A 15,081-nucleotide genomic window follows, 5' to 3' on the forward strand; every position below is an offset into this window, starting at 1 on the left:
CCATTGCCCAGAACAGACCCCCTCCACCCTCCTGGTGGAAACGGACGGCATCTTCGTCGTACCGGATCCGGACCTTGCCCGCGCTCTTTTCCCGTCCCTCAATCACACAAGGTGAGACACCGCCCCTACCTGGAAACAGCGCGCTCTTCTCTCCACGCGTGAGCGATGCGTGAGCGGACGGTGGAGCACGAGCGACCAGGAGCAGGCCCAGCGATCACACCGGGTGGTGCTGACCTGCAAGGACAGCATCACCCGGCATGACCCCACACCTTTGATCAGGAATTGCGTCCCACTCCTAAAGCGGGTGTCGCAGGTTCGAATCCTGCCGGGGCACCAGCCAAAAGGCCCCGGACCGATCATGGTCCGGGGCCGGCACCGGAGGCGACTCCGACCCCGTGTGGAAGGTGGCAGCGCCATGCCTGCGTCGTGCAGCTGCCTGCGGGGTCAGCCGTGCGACGCCGAGGGACCGTTGAGCCGCGTCATGTCGCGTCCCGTACCGTGCCGGTGACCTCCGGCCCCTTGACGTCCTTGTCGCCGTCGGCCGTGCTCAGCCGCAACAGAAGGGACTCGACCGGCTCGGTCACCCGGTCGGCGATGGTGGGCACCTTCACGTCGACGCTCCGGCTGCCCGCGGGAATCTCGAACGACAGACGAGGTTCGTCCGGCAACCGCGACAGCGCCCGCTGCGGACCGGGTGAGACGTCGAAGTTCTCCTTCAGCCACGAGGGAGAGACATCCTTGGTGGACAGCTCGGCGCCGCGGCGGACGGGCCGGATCCACAGGTCTCCGTACAGGGTTTCGTCGGCTGCGGCGGACAGGCTGATCCGCCAGACCAGTTGTTTGCCCTCGGTGACGCGGTCGGCGACCGGTGTCACCCGCATGGTGGGCCTGGGGTCGTCGTTCTCCACGATGATCTTGCCGCGATGGGAGCCGACCACCGCGCCGTGGACCGACTTGACGAACACCGGACGGTCGACCTCGTCCTCGTAGCGGTCGTCGCCCTTCACCGTCATCCGTACGTTGACGGGCGCGCCCGGGCGAACCGTCACCGTGCGCACGACCGGGTACTTGTGTCCCGGCTCGTCCATGAACACCCGGATCTGGCCGCTGCCCTTGCCGGAGACCGTCACCGGCACCTGATAGGTGCGCGTACCGGGGCCGCCCTCCTTGACGGTCGTACGGCCGACGTCGACGCGGGCGAGTTGAGCCGGCTCGACCGCGGGGGTGCCGGGGCGCCAGCCCCAGGCGTCCAGCAGCCACGCCTTTCCGGACGAGGTGCGGGGGGTGAGGTGGAGGGTCTTGACGTGTGCCAGGTCGAGTCCGGCCCTGGCCGCGGCGGACAGCGGTACGCGGACTTCGCGCGCCCAGTACGAGGACGTCAGGCTGGTGCCGGGCAGGCCGTCGACGCGGACTCGGCCGAGAGTGGCCCGCTTCCCGGATGCGTCGGAGAGTGACACGTCCAGCCGGGTGCCGGTGGTGTTGGGCGGCACGATCACCCGCAGGGTCAGCGCCTTGGCGCCGGACAGGGAGACCGGGCGAGCGGGGCTGAGCCGGGTGGTGGCGCCGGACTTGGTCCAGCTCATGGCGAGCGCGTAGCGGCCGGGCTCCTTCTGCGTCTCCCAAAGGGCGAAGTGCGGCGAGGCATCTTGGAGGCGGGACGGCAGGCAGGAGGTGGCCGGGTCCGTGTCCACCTGGGCACACAGGCTGCCGCCGCCGACCGCGGCGGAGGTGTCCGGCAGGAAGGCTCCGCTGCGCCCGGCGCCGAGGGCGTGGGTGTAGACCTGGGCGGGCCCGGCGGAGGCGGCGCGCACGCCGGAGCCGTCGATCAACGGGCGGGCCCGGTCGTCCCGGGCGATGAACAGCCGGGCCGCGGCGGCGATGTAGGTGGATCCCGCCTTCTGCTGCTGCTTGGCGGTCAGACGGGTCTTGGCGCCCTCCGAGCACAACCGGTCGTCGTGGTCGCCGGAGTAGGTGAAGTCGTCCTCTGCGAAGGCCGCGGCCTGGCCGGGAGTCCACTCGGTGTTGAAGTAGTTGTGGTTCGCGCCGACCATGTAGACCGCGCTGTGCAGGGCCGTGCCGTGGCTGACACCACGCGTGCCGTCGACGTACGCCTCGCCCTGCAGATTGGGCATGTCGCCGTCGCAGCCCGGCAGGATCGTCATGGACGGCACGTCGGGGACGGGGTTCTGGGCCAGGGCGGAGGGGGCTATCAGAACGGTGCCGCGAATCGTCCAGCGGACGCGACCCCGGTAGCCGTCCTGCGCGGCGGGCGGCGGGTACAGGCTGTCCAGAGCGGCCCGGTTGACGGCCTCACCGCCTCGCGAGTGCCCCACCAGCAGCACACGTCCCAGGTCGGCTGGGGGCGCCTTGCGCACGGCCGCCGGTGCCTTGGACGGGTCGGCGGCCCAGTCCGCCCAGTGCCCCAGGTGCAGCCGTATCAGGGACGACCGGAACCCTGCGCTGCCGTCCGCCCTCACCACGTCCTGGGCGTTGATGCCGTTGGCCGAGATCGACACCGTCACATAGCCCTGGGAAGCCAGCAGCTTCTGGTCGTGCAGGTGACCGCGGTAACTCGGCACCGGCTTCTTGCCGGTGCCGCACGGCCACTCCGCGGTCAGCGTTCCTTCCGCGTCGAAGCAGGTGTCATGGCGTCCGTGCAGGAAGAGCGCCAACGGCCGGCGGCCCGTGGCACCGGCCGGCGCCACGACCACGGCCTTCATCTCCACCCGTGTGTCCAGCCCCGGCAGGTGCACCGACGGCAGGGAGTACTCGCCCTGGACGGTACGGAACTTTCCGGCGACACCGGGATCGTTCTTGTGCACGGGGTTCGCGGGCGGGGTTGCCGTCAGAGGCGACGCGGCCGAAGAGCCTTCGAGGTCGCGTGCGCGCCCGGGGTCCGTTCCCTCCGCGTCCAGCCGCCGTCCTGCGGCCTCGACCCGCAGATCCCGCGCCTGCCCGAGACGTACCCCGTCCAGCGGAAGCCGGAGGGTGCGCCCGTCCGCGGCAGCCGCGGGATGCCCCAGCAGCCGGCGCCCACTGCGGAACTCGATCCGGGCACCGCCCATCGGCACCCGGCCGGGTGAGCGCCACTCCAGCTTCTCCGTCCCGCCCGAGCCGGTGATCCTCCAGCCCTCGGGAAGGTGCGGTGAGGCGTCGGCGGACTGCCTCTGGGGCTCCGGGTCGGGTGCGGCTTGCACCACGCCCGGCCATCCGCACGCCATCGCGAAGGCCGTCGTCACGGCGGCCGCCACGGCGGCCGTCATGGCGGCCGCCCTGCGCGGGATACGTATCACGTCTCGTTTCTCCTTGTCGTCGGATGTGCGGTCGGATTCCATGCCGGACGGGGCTGGACAGCATTGCTCCCGGGCCCTCGGCGGCCCCCGGTGCCCGGTGGACGGGCGGCGGTGGACGATGCGGCTCGCACGGGCGAACGGCTGTGGCCACGGCGGACCGGCCCCGTTCACGGGCCGCTCCGGGCTACGCGACCACTCAGATGCGGGGGACCGAGGAGAGGAAGAAGCGAGCAGATCGGGGTGTGGCTGAGCATGGGACCAGAACCTGAGCAGCGGGCTTACCGAATGTCATCGAGGGAACGATCATCGAGGCCGGATGCGTTTTTCAGCGACCCCGGGGATCACTCTGAAAAAAAAACTTGGTCCCCGATCCTCGAACTTCACCCGGGCCGCAGCGCCACATGGATGCCGACCGCCCCACCCCGAGGGCGGGGCGGGTGAACTCACGCGATCGGTACGCGTTCGGGGTCGCCGCCTTCGGCACGCTGGCTGTCTCCGCCATGACCGGCGCCCTGCACGACGAGGTCGTCGAACCCGGCGCGGTCGCCCAGAGGCTGGCCGGCGGCGGCGATGCCCTCCTCACCACCGTTCCGGCAAGTCATCGTCCCGGCCTCGGACACACGCTGCACGCGGCCTTCGCCACCCGGCCACAACACCCTCGCCCTCACCGCCGGCGCCGCCGCCCTGGCCTGCGCCGCCCTCGTGCTGTGGCTGACCCGCACGGGCCGCCGTCAGCACCCGGCGCCCCAGGCTCCGAAGCCGGAGCAGGACACACACTCCGTCGACTGAGTACCGCCGCCGACCCGCCCGTGCGCCTGTCTCCTCAGCAGCACCCACCACGTCGGAAGAGACAGGGCCCCATGACCTCCGCCCGGATTCCCGTGATCGACCTCAGCCACTGGTCCACGGCCGCGCATGACGGCGCGGCCGGCAACAACTCGCGACTCAGGTCGACCAGGCCCTCCAAGCCACCAAATTCCCAGGCTGCCATGCGCTGACAGCGGGGCTTTCGGTGTGCGACGGCCGGCTCTGGGCCAGCAGCTGGTTGACCGGGCCGTGCTCAGTGCCTCAGGAGTCCGGCTCCGGCCGTTCTCTCGTCTCTGCCCGGGCTCCCGCATCACGGAGGGCCGAGACGGCTGCCGCCGCGTCTTCCTCGGGCACGCAGGCGAGAACGACGGCGGGAACCTGCGTCACCAGACCCTGGCTGCGCCAGAGGCTCAGCCCCGTCAGCCGGCGCACGACCTGGACGACGTCCATCACGCGGACACCAGGGTCGGTGAGCAAGACGTCATGGGGCACGTCGCCGCACACCAGCGAGAAGTACTCGTCCGCCATTGCCCTCCCCGGTTCCAAGGCCCGCCTCGAATCTCGCCAGCCCGAAGAACACCCCACCGCCCGCCGCAACCACCCAGCACCCCCTGGCACCAAGCCGCCGACGCCCTCGACACCCTCCACACCGACCTCGACGACGACACCCACGCCCAGGCCCACATCACCGCCCTCGGCGAACTGCTCGAAGCCACCACCCAGAAGGCACCATCGATCTGCGCGCCGAACTCCAGGCCACCTCCAAGGCGTTCGTCCGGGCCCAGCGGTCCCGGATCCGGGCGGAAGACCGTGCCGCCCACGCCCTGCGCCGCGCGGCACGCGGCATCGCGCACACCGCCACCGGCCCCGACGGCAGCGCCTTGGCAGCCCTGGTCGCCGCCCTCGTCCGGGCCGCCATCGTCGCCGGGCGCTGGCACGAAGCGAAGATGCGTGCCCATCAGGCCGACGCCGCCCGCCAGGCCGTCCAGACCTCCAGACAGCCGCCGACCGCGCCCTCGCCCCGACGCTCGCCGAACTCACAGCCCGCCCGCCCAAGGAGGAAGCCCGTCGCGTTCCGGCCGACGACGTGCGAGCAGCCATCCCCGACCACGCCGAGCGAATCCTCGTCGCCCCGGCCTGGCCTGCGCTCGCCACCGTCCTCGCCGACGCCGAAGCCCGCGGCCACAAACCCCACCAACTCCTCAACGCTCGACCATCACAGGCTCGGTCCCTGCCCAGCAAAGCCGAGAGCCCCAGCCCTCACTGGTGGCGGCGACGGTCACCTCACATCAGCGACCGACGGTTGAATTATCCGGGCGATTTCGGCGTGCCACTTTCAGTCAAAGTGGCTACGCGCGTAGTCAGTCACATGGACGTCACCAGCAGCGATCGAAATTTGAAGCCCGAAGAACGACTCGATCTTTTCGGCCCGCTGGTCGGTGATCTATCGGCAGGCGCCAGGTCACGCATACCCTGCGCGGAACTGTCAGAACATTCAACGGGGGCCTTGATGAGTTTTTCGCCAGGCGCAGGCACATGTTTCGCGCCATGCAACCTTGCGGATCCACTGACTCCGCCACCTTCCTCACCCGCCTAGTTGGCGGAGGTTAAAAAAGCCTGCCGGGAATAACGCCGGCAGGCCCATTCGCATGCCCTGAATTAAATTATCAACGCACACAAACGGAATTCTTGCGACTTGTTGACAAGGGGGGGTGGCAGTTTGTTTAGATCATGCACGTCCATTCGATTCCCCGGTCAACCGGCAGGGGACGAATCAGGAGGATCAAATGTCTGAAGCAATGGTTTCCGCGGTCGACGAGACCGCGTTCGCCGACCTGGTCAGCAAGATCCAGGACGCCGAGGCGTCGATGACCGAGGAGCAGCGCGCGGTCATCGACCCCGCGGCCGGCGAGAAGGCTCTGGAGGAGCTCGCCGGCGTCAGCCCGGAGGAGCTGCAGGCGTTCCTCGAGGAGAAGGCGGGCATCTCGCCCGACGAGGAGGCTCAGGGCAGCGTGATGGCGGCTGCCGCCACGGTGGCCTTCCACTGTTGATCTGAGTCGATAGCCTCATGACAACCAGCGCTTCGCACAGCCCGGCCGGCATCGCGTCACCGGAGGGCGGCAGCACGTCTTCGCCTTGGCGCGGAGCGCTGCCGAACGAGTCCGGGCCCTCAAAAGCCCGGACTCGTTCCTGGCTCGCTTCGCTCGATATCGACCGAGGCGACATAGTGCACATCCAGACGTTCGCAGCACGCAACAGCGTGGCGATGCTGCACTTCGAGGACGGCACCGCCCTCTTCCTGAAACAGGTGGATCCGGCAACCGCCGTTGCCGTTGGCACGGCAACGGGAAATGAAGAGACCATTCTCAGGTTGATACCGGAAGCCGGTGTTCCGAGTTTCGCCATGTCGGCAGTTCCTCAGTTCGTCGCAGTCGACCGAAAAAGCGAAACCCTCATAATGGAGGGGAAGGTCGGCTTCACGTCGTTGCGGGAAGTGACCCGGAACTCTCCGGAGGTTCCTGTTCCGGTTCTGGCCGCACTGGCGTCGGTGGTGGCCGGGATTCATACCACACCCATGGACCGGCTCATCACGGACTCGAGATTCGCCCCGCAGCTCATCGTCTTTCCCTTCGCGTCCTTCGTAGCGCTAACCCCTGGTGAGCTTGCGAGTGGCCCCGGAATGGATTACTCCGACTATGCGGCTGCCATGCAGTCGGTCGACGAGAGCGTGGCGCGGCTGCGGGACGGATGGGGTCCGAAGGGCCTGGTGCACTTCGACCTACGGGATGACAACATCCTGCTGAAGGACGCCGACAGTGAACACCCCGAGGTTGGCCTGGTCGACTGGGAACTGGCCGGTTTCGGCGACCCGATGCTGGACGTGGGCACGATCGTCGGCCAACTGCTCATCCAGTGGCTGCACACCTTGCGGGGAGACGCCGGCCGTCTGTCCCACTCCAGCACTTGGGCCACTGTGCGACGTAATGTCGGCCTCTTCCTCACCGCCTACGAACACGGCGCTCCACTCTCGGCCGAACAGCGGGACGCCGTCTTCCGCTATGCCGGGTTGTCCACCCTGATGTACGCGGCCGGGCGGCTGGAACAGATCGGCTCGCTGGGCCGGATCGGGCACCTGTGCCTTTTCGTGGGCTGCACGTTGCTGAACGATCCGCAGAGCTTGGCCAGGCTCCTCGCCCCCGGCCGCCCCCGGGAGGCGGGAGCATGAACCAGTACCAAGCAGCGTTCTCCGCGATCTCCGAAGACGTGGAGGTCCGGAATGAATCCACCTTCCATCACCGCGAGTGGGGCGAGCTCCGGCCCGCCCCTGGAGTCGAGTCCGCGCCCGGGGACCTCCCTGTTCTGCCTCACCTGTCCCGGTTCCTGTACCTGAGCTACTACGCAGGTGACACGCGTGCCGCGCGCTGGCTGATAGACGGCGCGCCAGTTGTGTTGGGCACGCGCAGGCGAGAGGACCCGGCCGTGGCCCGGGCACTGGCCGAGGCCAACCAGGGCAGCGGCTACTGGGACGCCGACTGGCAGACAGTCGAAGCTGGGCCTGCGGGCCGCCGGGTGCGCAAGAACGGCCTGACCCTCACTGTCACGGCGGAGGAAACCCTGCCGTCGACAGCCGCACCCGATCAGCCGGTGAGCGTCAGGTTTCCGCCGGACCGTCCGTATACGTATCCCGGCTGGTACCTCGCCATCGGCGACGAAGGCATGCCCCGCCACGGCGAACGGCCCGTCGTACGCCTGTACTACGCGCCCCGGGACGCCGCGTCCGCCGCCGACCTGATCCGCGCGATCACCGGGCGGCTGTGCACCGCGCGGGTCCCGTACCAACTGAAGGCCGCCAACCATCCGGAGGGGTACGAGCGACGGGATGCGATGGTCCTCTATCTGTACCGGGACGACTGGCGCCGCCATGAGCTGGACCTGACGGACATACACCGCGAGCACATCGACGCACTCCGTGACACGGGACCGGTCCTCGCGCTGGAGCTGGGCAGAGGCTGGTGGCTGGCGGACGAGCCAGAGCATCGGGAGGGCCGGCTCATGAGCTTCGGCCAGCACCGCTGCCTGTTGGTCGCCGAGGGGCTGGTGACGGCCTGGCGGGACGGGCGCACCACTGCGGCGGATCGGCTCCGCGCCATCGAGGAACGGTACCGGGCGGAGCGACTCGACCCCGCAAAGCCCTACCTCAACGCCCAAGGGAGCGCTGACCGATGACACAAGCCGTTGAACGGATCGGGCAGCCCGTGCGTTCGCTTCCCGGTCCGTTCGTCAACCGAGTCTGCCTGCGCGTCGATGGTGGTTACCGCTGGGGAGAAAGCGTCCCGGCAGCAGAGCCCGCCTATCTCGACGCAGCGGCCCTGCGCGATCTCGCGAAGGCGATCTCTACCACGCAGGCTGCCCGGTACGCGTGTCTGCCTGTGCTGGCCGACGACTGCACGGCCATCCACCCTGTGGTGAGCACTCCCGGGCTGCTCAGCGACACCGTCTTCGGTGGCCCGGCCGGTGCCACTCCTCCGCAAGGGGAGCAGACGTTCAGTGAACTGGGCGGTTTCCTCGCCCACTTGCACTCCATCCCCGTCGAGCGGGTGGTTGCCCTACCGACCAGGGCCCGTCCGGCCTGGCTGGAAGCGGTGCCACAGGCGGCAAACGGTATCCGCGCCGCCCGCGACCGCCTTGACAAGGGCGCGGCCCCGCGCATCCAGCGCCTTGCCGGTGCGATGGCGGCGGAAGCGCCCGAGGCGCTCCCACGGGCCGTAGTACACGGCCGGCTGTCGTCCGCGTCTTGCGTCGTCGGCCCGGCACCACGCGTGCTCGGTTGGAGGGAGGCGGGCATCGCCGACCCCATGACCGACCTTGCGTTCCTGCTACGGGACCTCGTGCAGGCCGCGGCGGCCATGGGCGCGCAGGAACTCCAGGAGCACCGGGCCAGGCTTACGGCCGAGGGCTACCAGGGGGCGCGAGGCACCTCACTCAGCGACGACGAGCACACACGTCTGGCGGGCCACCTCGCCTCCGACGTCCTCCAACACGTCGCCCTGCGCGCCTGGTCGGCATCCGACCCGGAAGGCGCCGATGCACTGTTGCGACGGGCAGAACGGTCCCTGCCGGGCATCCTCAGCGCCTTCGGAGTTTCCGGAGAGGTGATCGGCTGATGGCAGAGAACGCCACCACCAGCGCGCAACAGGCGCTGGCCGGGGTGCGGCTGTTGTGGGGCGTGTGCGGCTCCTTCTCCGCTGTTGCGGTCCCTCACGTGAACGCATGGCTGCGTGGCACCGTCGGGGTCCAGGAGATCCGCACCGTCATGACCACGCAGGCGCACGCCCTCATGGGGCCGCGCATGATCGAGGCGGTCACCGGCCATATGCCGGTGACCGCCTGGGAGGACCACAAGGGCGGAGGCGCCGCCCACGTAGCCCTCGGCGCCTGGGCGGACGTGCTGGTGGTCCTGCCGGCCACGGCCAATTTCCTGGCCAAGGCGGCACACGGCATCGCGGACGACGTCCTGACGGCCACGCTGCTCGCCGCCGAGTGCCCTGTCGTCATCGCGCCCGTCATGAACGCGGCCATGTGGTCCAAACCCGCCGTGCGCCGCAACGTCGACCAACTGCGCGAGGACGGCTACCAGATCGTCGAACCGAAGGATGGCATCTCCCTGACCGAGGGCCGGCGGGAACCCGGTTCACTCGGCGACTTCCAGCCGGCCATCTCCTCCGCCCTGGTCCAGGCAGCTGCACGACACACACACCCACAAGGACAGTGATCAGCACATGCCGAAACTTTCACCCGACACCGTGCTCCACAGGGCGCCGTCCTTCATAGCCGAGGTCGACACCAGTAATGAAGTGAAGATCCACTTCGAGAGCCGGATCCTCAAGATGGGTCATGACGCGCTCGGGCTCCTCGACCTCTTCCACCAGCCGCGCACTGTCGGACAGGCGCTGACGCTGCTCGGCCCCCGGATGAAAGGACCGAGGGCCGCGCAGGAAGCACTGGCAACCGTGGTGTCGCTCCACCAAGCCGGCCTGCTGCGCAACGAACCGACCGAGCAGTTCAGCAATCAGCCCTTCCCCAAGGGGGGGTACGACGCCGCGCTCGTCCACATCGCCATGCTGGAAGACCCGGTGCGTAAGGCTGCCTTCCAGCAGGCGGTCCGCGAAACGGTCCGTGAGGGGGACGTGGTTCTCGATCTGGGAACAGGGTCCGGCATCCTGGCGATCACCGCGGCCCAGGCGGGAGCCCGCAAGGTCTACGCGGTCGAGCCGGCCGGCATGGTCCACCTCGCCCAGCGGATAGCCGAGCGCAACGGGGTGGCCGACCGCATCGAGTTCATCCGCGGCTGGTCGCCCCAGCTCGAGCTCCCCGAGCGGGCCGACGTCCTGCTGACGGACATCGTCGGCAACGAAGCACTGGACATGCAGATCTGGGAGACCGTCCAGGACGCCCGGCGCCGGCTGATGAAGGACTCGCCCCGCCTGGTGCCCGGTCGGCTGACCTCCTTCGCGACGCTGGCCCGGATACCGGACAGCCTGCTCGACAAGCACCGCGTCACCCAGGACCATCTCGCACGCTGGAAGGAGATGTTCGGCATCGACTTCGGCCCCATGGCGGAGTCCGAAAGCCAACGCTCCATCGGCTTCTACGAGCGCCCGGAGACCGTACAGACCTGGGATTTCCTCTCCGAGCCAGCCGAGTTGTACCAGGTGGATCTGCAGCAGGACATGACGGGTCCGCTGCAAACGCGCTGCACCCTCGCTGCCGACCAGGAGGGCGAGGCCAACGGCATCGTCGTCCACTTCGAAGCACAGCTCGGGCCGAACACCACACTGTCGACAGCCCCCTGGCTGGGGTGCGCCCGCAGCCACTGGTACACCGCCGCCTGGGCCCTCCCGGAACCGGTCAAGGTCACCGCCGGTCAGGAACTTTCCTACTCCTACCGGTACTTCGGCGACGGCACCTCCCACCTCGAACCCGTCAGCGGCCAGTGACCGGCCCGACGGACAGCGCATCCAAGGAGCCCTTGCGTTGAAACTGCGATCCAGCGTCCCCAAGATCACCGGAAACGGCCCCCACCGCGAGATCACCGCCGAGACCACGTACGCCCGCATGGCCCCACACCTCAAGCGGATCGGTGTGACAAGAGTCGCCGACATCACCGGTCTCGACCGGGTCGGCATACCCGTCTACAACGCCATCTCCCCGCGGTCGTTCGACATCATCTCCGTCTACAACGGCAAGGGCGCCACGAAGATCGACGCCAAGACATCGGCAATCATGGAGGCCGCTGAGCGCTTCGCCGCCTCTCTGCCCCTGCGGCCGGCCGCGATCGCCTCGTACCCGGAGCTCAAGAAGTCCGGACGGCGTGTTCTCGACCCCGAATCGTGCAACTTCGAGCTGCACCACGCCTACAGCATCGACAGCCCTATCTCCTGGGTCGAGGGCTTCGACCTGATGCACGAGTGCAGCATCCTCGTGCCGCAGTTCCTGGCCGGCTACTACATGAGCTACCACGAGGTCCCCTGCTATCCGGTCTCCACCACCAACGGCATCGCTTCGGGAAACTCTCTGGAAGAGGCCATCTGCCACGCCCTGTGCGAGCTCGTCGAGCGCGACGACTGGACCATGGCCGACCTCATCTCCAACCGACTCGGCAAGTTCGCCGCCGACGACGAGGCCGGACCCGTGGGGGACGCCATCCGTGCCTGGGCCCAGGAGCGCCATCCAAGCCTCGACCCGTCGACCCTCCCGCCGCGAGCGCAGTTCTTCATGGAGAAGTTCCTCGACGCCGGCATCGACATCGAGGTCAAGAACATCACCTCCGCGACGGGCATCCCCAGTTTCCAGGCCGTGGTATCCGAGTACGTCGCCGACTCGTTCTCCCGCTCCCACCACGGCATCGGCACGCACCCGGACGCCGAGGTCGCGGTCGTGCGGGCCGTCAGCGAGGTTGCCCAGTCCCGTGTCGTGGACATCCAGGCCATGCGCGAGGACATCACCGCCGCCGGACAGCCCGTGGAAAAGGCTCTCTTCCACGTGCGGCGCAGCAACCGGGCGAACCCCGACTCGTGGGCCATCAAGCCCTCCGTCCGCCCCGTCCGCTTCCAGGATGTCCCTTCCCATCCCAGCACGGACGTCATGGACGACGTCCAGCTGCTGCTGCAGCGCCTGCGGGCCCGCGGACTCGACCAGGCCATCGTTGTCGACCTGTCCGCGCCCGGCATACCTGCCACGGTCGTACGCGTCATCGTGCCCGGCATCGAGTCTTGGACGGTCGACCGCAACAAGCTCGGGCCCCGAGCCGCACAGGCGTGGAACAGCGCCCTGGCAGCCATCCACTCCGCTCAGCAGCGACTCCGGACAGCCGGTTCCGCCCAGTGACGGGAGAAGAGACCATGCGTACCGTTGTGTTCGTCGGCCCCAGCCTGCCGCCCGAGGAGGCAGCGGCCCACCTGCCCGACGCCGAGTTCCTGCCCCCCATCGAGCGGGGCGACATCGATGCCCTGATGACGCAGGAGCAACCTCCGCAGCGCATCGGCATCATCGACGGAAAGTTCCTCCAGAGCTTCTCGATCTCCCCCAAAGAGATCCTGCGGGCCATGGACCGCAGAGTCCGCGTGTACGGCTCCTCCAGCATGGGAGCTCTCCGGGCCGCCGAACTCGACGACTACGGCATGACCGGCGTCGGCACCGTCTACACCATGTATGCCTCCGGCACGCTGGAAGACGACGACGAGGTCGCCATCACCTTCGACAGTGAGTCGCTGCGCCCGGTGTGCGAACCCATGGTCAACATTCGTGTCGCGATAGATGCGGCCCTGCGCCGGAGGGCGGTGAGCAAGGAGAACGCGGAGCTGTTCCTGACAACCGCCAAGTCCCTGTACTTCCCGCAGCGCACCAGCTCCGCCGCCCTGCACCGCCTGAAGGGCGTCATGCCCGAACCCGATCGGCGGCGCCTCGCCGACTACCTGCGTTCCCCCGAGGCCCCCGACGCCAAGCGGGACGACGCCATCGCCCTGCTCACCAGGATGCGGCAGGACGCCGAAACCCACGGGACCGCGCCTGCTCCGGAGGTGGCTGTCCGATGACCACGATCGCCCCTGACCTGGCGGAGCGATTCCGCACAGACGGGTTTGCCTTCCCCGTGAACGCCCTCACGCCGGCCGAGGCCGGACAGGCCCTGGCCGAGTGCCACACCTACCTGCGGACGGTCAGCGCCGCGGGCGGCGCCCTGGCACGGTACGCCACCTTTCCGAAGATCCATCTGGTGTCCACCTGGGCCGACCGGATCGTGCACCACCCCGCGATCCTCGACGCGGCCGAAGCCCTGCTCGGACCGGACCTGCTGGTGTGGTCCACCAATCTCTTCGTCAGGCCCGCGCACAGCGGCAGTTCACTCGCCTGGCACCAGGACGCCGTCTACCTGGGACTGAACGGATTCCAGCAGCACGCGGCACGTGTCTGGGTCGCGCTCACCGACACCACGGTCGCCAACGGCACCATGCGCTACGCCCGCGGCTCACACTTGCGTGGAACGTTGCCGCACCAGTTCTCTGGTTCAGAGCTCGAAGACATCATGCGTGGCGAGGAAATCACCGTCGACATCGACGAGGCCGCCGCTGTGGACGTCGTCCTCAAGGCCGGCGAGTGCTCTGTGCACCACTTGGCCATGGCCCACTGCTCGGGCCCCAACCACACCGCCGACGGACGGTTCAACCTCGCGATCGACTACATCAGCCCGCAGGTTTCTCCAACCGAGGGCGAAGACAGCGCACTGCTCGTCCGTGGCACGGACACGGGTGCTTTCCTTCCCGAGACCAGGCCCACTGCCGACTTCGACAGGGCGGCGCTGCAGCAGTTCTACTCCGCTGTAGCCCGCCGCCAGAAGCGGATCGACCAGGTGGTCCTGAATCGGGACAGCCAGGACCGCGGCGAGGCTGACCGGACACAGGACCCGGCATGACGAAAGCGGGAGCAGCCGGTAAGGGCACCATCCCGAGCCCCGCCGTCGCCGACATCAGATGGCTGTCCACGATTGTGCCCCCGTGGTGGACGAGTGGACGTACCCCTGAGCACATGGACCTGTCCAGCTGGATGCCCCCTGTGATCGACCAAGGCCAGGTTCCGCTCTGCACCGCCGCGGTGACCACAGCGATCGCCGGTTACTACGCCCGCCGCGCCGAGCGACTGGAGTTCACCGCCTCCGTCCTCTTCAACTACCGCCTCTCTCGCACGCTTGCGGGTTCCGCCGAGCGCAAGGGCTCCCGACTGGAGCACAGCTTCCGCGCCTGGGCGGAATCCGGACTGTGCGAGGAAGCGGCCTGGCCGTACGACGAACACGGCCGGACCAGGGTCGACCGGGACCCACCCGAGCGCTGCCACGCCACCGTCCGGCGCACCAGACCTGTCGCACGCCCGCTCTCCGCGCCGGACGGAGCCGGGATGCTCGAACTGGCCCGCCGTGCAATCGCCCTGGGTCTCCCCGTGAGCGTGGAGATCCGGCTCTGCCCAACCATCTCCATGTCCCTGGTCAACGGCGGTGTCATCCCCGTACAACTCGCAACTGAGCAGTCCGTGGGACCTCACGTGGTCCTACTGACCGGCTACGACGACCAAGCCGGCACCGCTCCCTATGACCGCGGCACCGGACCAGGAGCCTTCCAAGTCCGCAACAGCTGGGGAACCGGCTGGGGGCACAAGGGATACGGCCTGCTGCCCTACGCCTTCTTCGAACAGCAGCTGACCGGCGAGAGCTGGGTCGTCGTGGAACAGGACTGGGAGAAACAGTGACGGCGGCGTACGCGGCACGTTCTTTCCCAAGCCCGCCACGCATCGGATACGGCCACCCGAGAACTCTCCTCGCTTTGCGGCGGAGAAAAAGCTGGGACCATGGTACGGGCATCGAGCGCCCCTACAGGGAAAGGTGATTGACGTTGCGAAAATTCCTGGCGACCGCTGCCCGATGGGCGGCACC

13 protein-coding genes and 1 pseudogene are annotated in these 15,081 nt (G+C 68.5%); 11 read left to right on the forward strand and 3 right to left on the reverse strand.

The annotated features are described in order from the left end of the window. Positions 1-479: 479 nt before the first annotated feature. From HDA41_RS16690 to HDA41_RS16700, 3 genes are all read right to left on the reverse strand, one after another. Positions 480-3,263, reverse strand: coding sequence for an alpha/beta hydrolase (locus tag HDA41_RS16690; protein WP_221512244.1), 2,784 nt, complete (start codon positions 3,261-3,263; stop codon positions 480-482). 473 nt (positions 3,264-3,736) lie between these two features. Then, positions 3,737-3,895 (reverse strand): hypothetical protein, encoded by a 159-nt coding sequence (locus HDA41_RS16695; RefSeq protein WP_184984762.1) that lies wholly within the window; start codon positions 3,893-3,895, stop codon positions 3,737-3,739. A 466-nt stretch (positions 3,896-4,361) separates the two neighbouring features. Further along, a complete protein-coding gene (locus HDA41_RS16700) occupies positions 4,362-4,628 on the reverse strand; it encodes a ribosomal protein L7/L12 (protein WP_184984764.1) in 267 nt (88 codons plus the stop codon). 4 nt (positions 4,629-4,632) lie between these two features. Between HDA41_RS16700 and HDA41_RS41245 the strand changes: the two are divergent. From HDA41_RS41245 to HDA41_RS16755, 11 genes and pseudogenes are all read left to right on the forward strand, one after another. Beyond that, positions 4,633-5,322 (forward strand): annotated as a pseudogene (locus HDA41_RS41245) (mobilization protein); the annotation flags it as partial. A gap of 565 nt (positions 5,323-5,887) precedes the next feature. Continuing rightward, the gene (gene tvaA / locus HDA41_RS16710; protein WP_184984768.1) at positions 5,888-6,151 is read left to right on the forward strand and encodes a thioviridamide family RiPP peptide; all 264 of its coding nucleotides are present in this window, start codon (positions 5,888-5,890) and stop codon (positions 6,149-6,151) included. A gap of 17 nt (positions 6,152-6,168) precedes the next feature. Continuing rightward, a complete protein-coding gene (locus HDA41_RS16715) occupies positions 6,169-7,326 on the forward strand; it encodes an aminoglycoside phosphotransferase family protein (protein WP_184984770.1) in 1,158 nt (385 codons plus the stop codon). Then, positions 7,323-8,327 carry a T3SS effector HopA1 family protein gene (locus HDA41_RS16720; protein ID WP_184984772.1) on the forward strand — a complete coding sequence of 335 codons (1,005 nt, stop codon included), beginning with the start codon at positions 7,323-7,325 and terminating at the stop codon, positions 8,325-8,327. Before HDA41_RS16715 ends, HDA41_RS16720 begins: the two co-directional genes overlap by 4 nt. Further along, complete coding sequence (locus HDA41_RS16725; RefSeq protein ID WP_184984774.1) at positions 8,324-9,265, forward strand: aminoglycoside phosphotransferase family protein; 942 nt, start codon at positions 8,324-8,326, stop codon at positions 9,263-9,265. The genes HDA41_RS16720 and HDA41_RS16725 overlap by 4 nt, the downstream gene beginning before the upstream one ends. Further along, complete coding sequence (locus HDA41_RS16730) at positions 9,265-9,873, forward strand: flavoprotein (RefSeq protein ID WP_184984776.1); 609 nt, start codon at positions 9,265-9,267, stop codon at positions 9,871-9,873. Before HDA41_RS16725 ends, HDA41_RS16730 begins: the two co-directional genes overlap by 1 nt. A gap of 7 nt (positions 9,874-9,880) precedes the next feature. After that, the gene (locus HDA41_RS16735; RefSeq protein ID WP_230299592.1) at positions 9,881-11,098 is read left to right on the forward strand and encodes a 50S ribosomal protein L11 methyltransferase; all 1,218 of its coding nucleotides are present in this window, start codon (positions 9,881-9,883) and stop codon (positions 11,096-11,098) included. A gap of 37 nt (positions 11,099-11,135) precedes the next feature. Next, entirely contained in the window at positions 11,136-12,488 is a 1,353-nt protein-coding gene (locus HDA41_RS16740) for a YcaO-like family protein (RefSeq protein WP_184984777.1), read from the forward strand. Between the two features lie 14 nt (positions 12,489-12,502). Continuing rightward, positions 12,503-13,195, forward strand: a complete 693-nt coding sequence (locus HDA41_RS16745; protein WP_184984778.1) for a TfuA-like protein — start codon at positions 12,503-12,505, stop codon at positions 13,193-13,195. After that, positions 13,192-14,070, forward strand: coding sequence for a phytanoyl-CoA dioxygenase family protein (locus HDA41_RS16750; protein ID WP_184984779.1), 879 nt, complete (start codon positions 13,192-13,194; stop codon positions 14,068-14,070). Before HDA41_RS16745 ends, HDA41_RS16750 begins: the two co-directional genes overlap by 4 nt. Before the next feature lie 113 nt (positions 14,071-14,183). Beyond that, entirely contained in the window at positions 14,184-14,897 is a 714-nt protein-coding gene (locus HDA41_RS16755) for a C1 family peptidase (RefSeq protein ID WP_184984780.1), read from the forward strand. The last annotated feature ends 184 nt before the right edge of the window (positions 14,898-15,081 follow it).

It is taken from the genome of Streptomyces caelestis (assembly GCF_014205255.1).
GTDB classification, from domain to species: Bacteria; Actinomycetota; Actinomycetes; order Streptomycetales; family Streptomycetaceae; genus Streptomyces; species Streptomyces caelestis.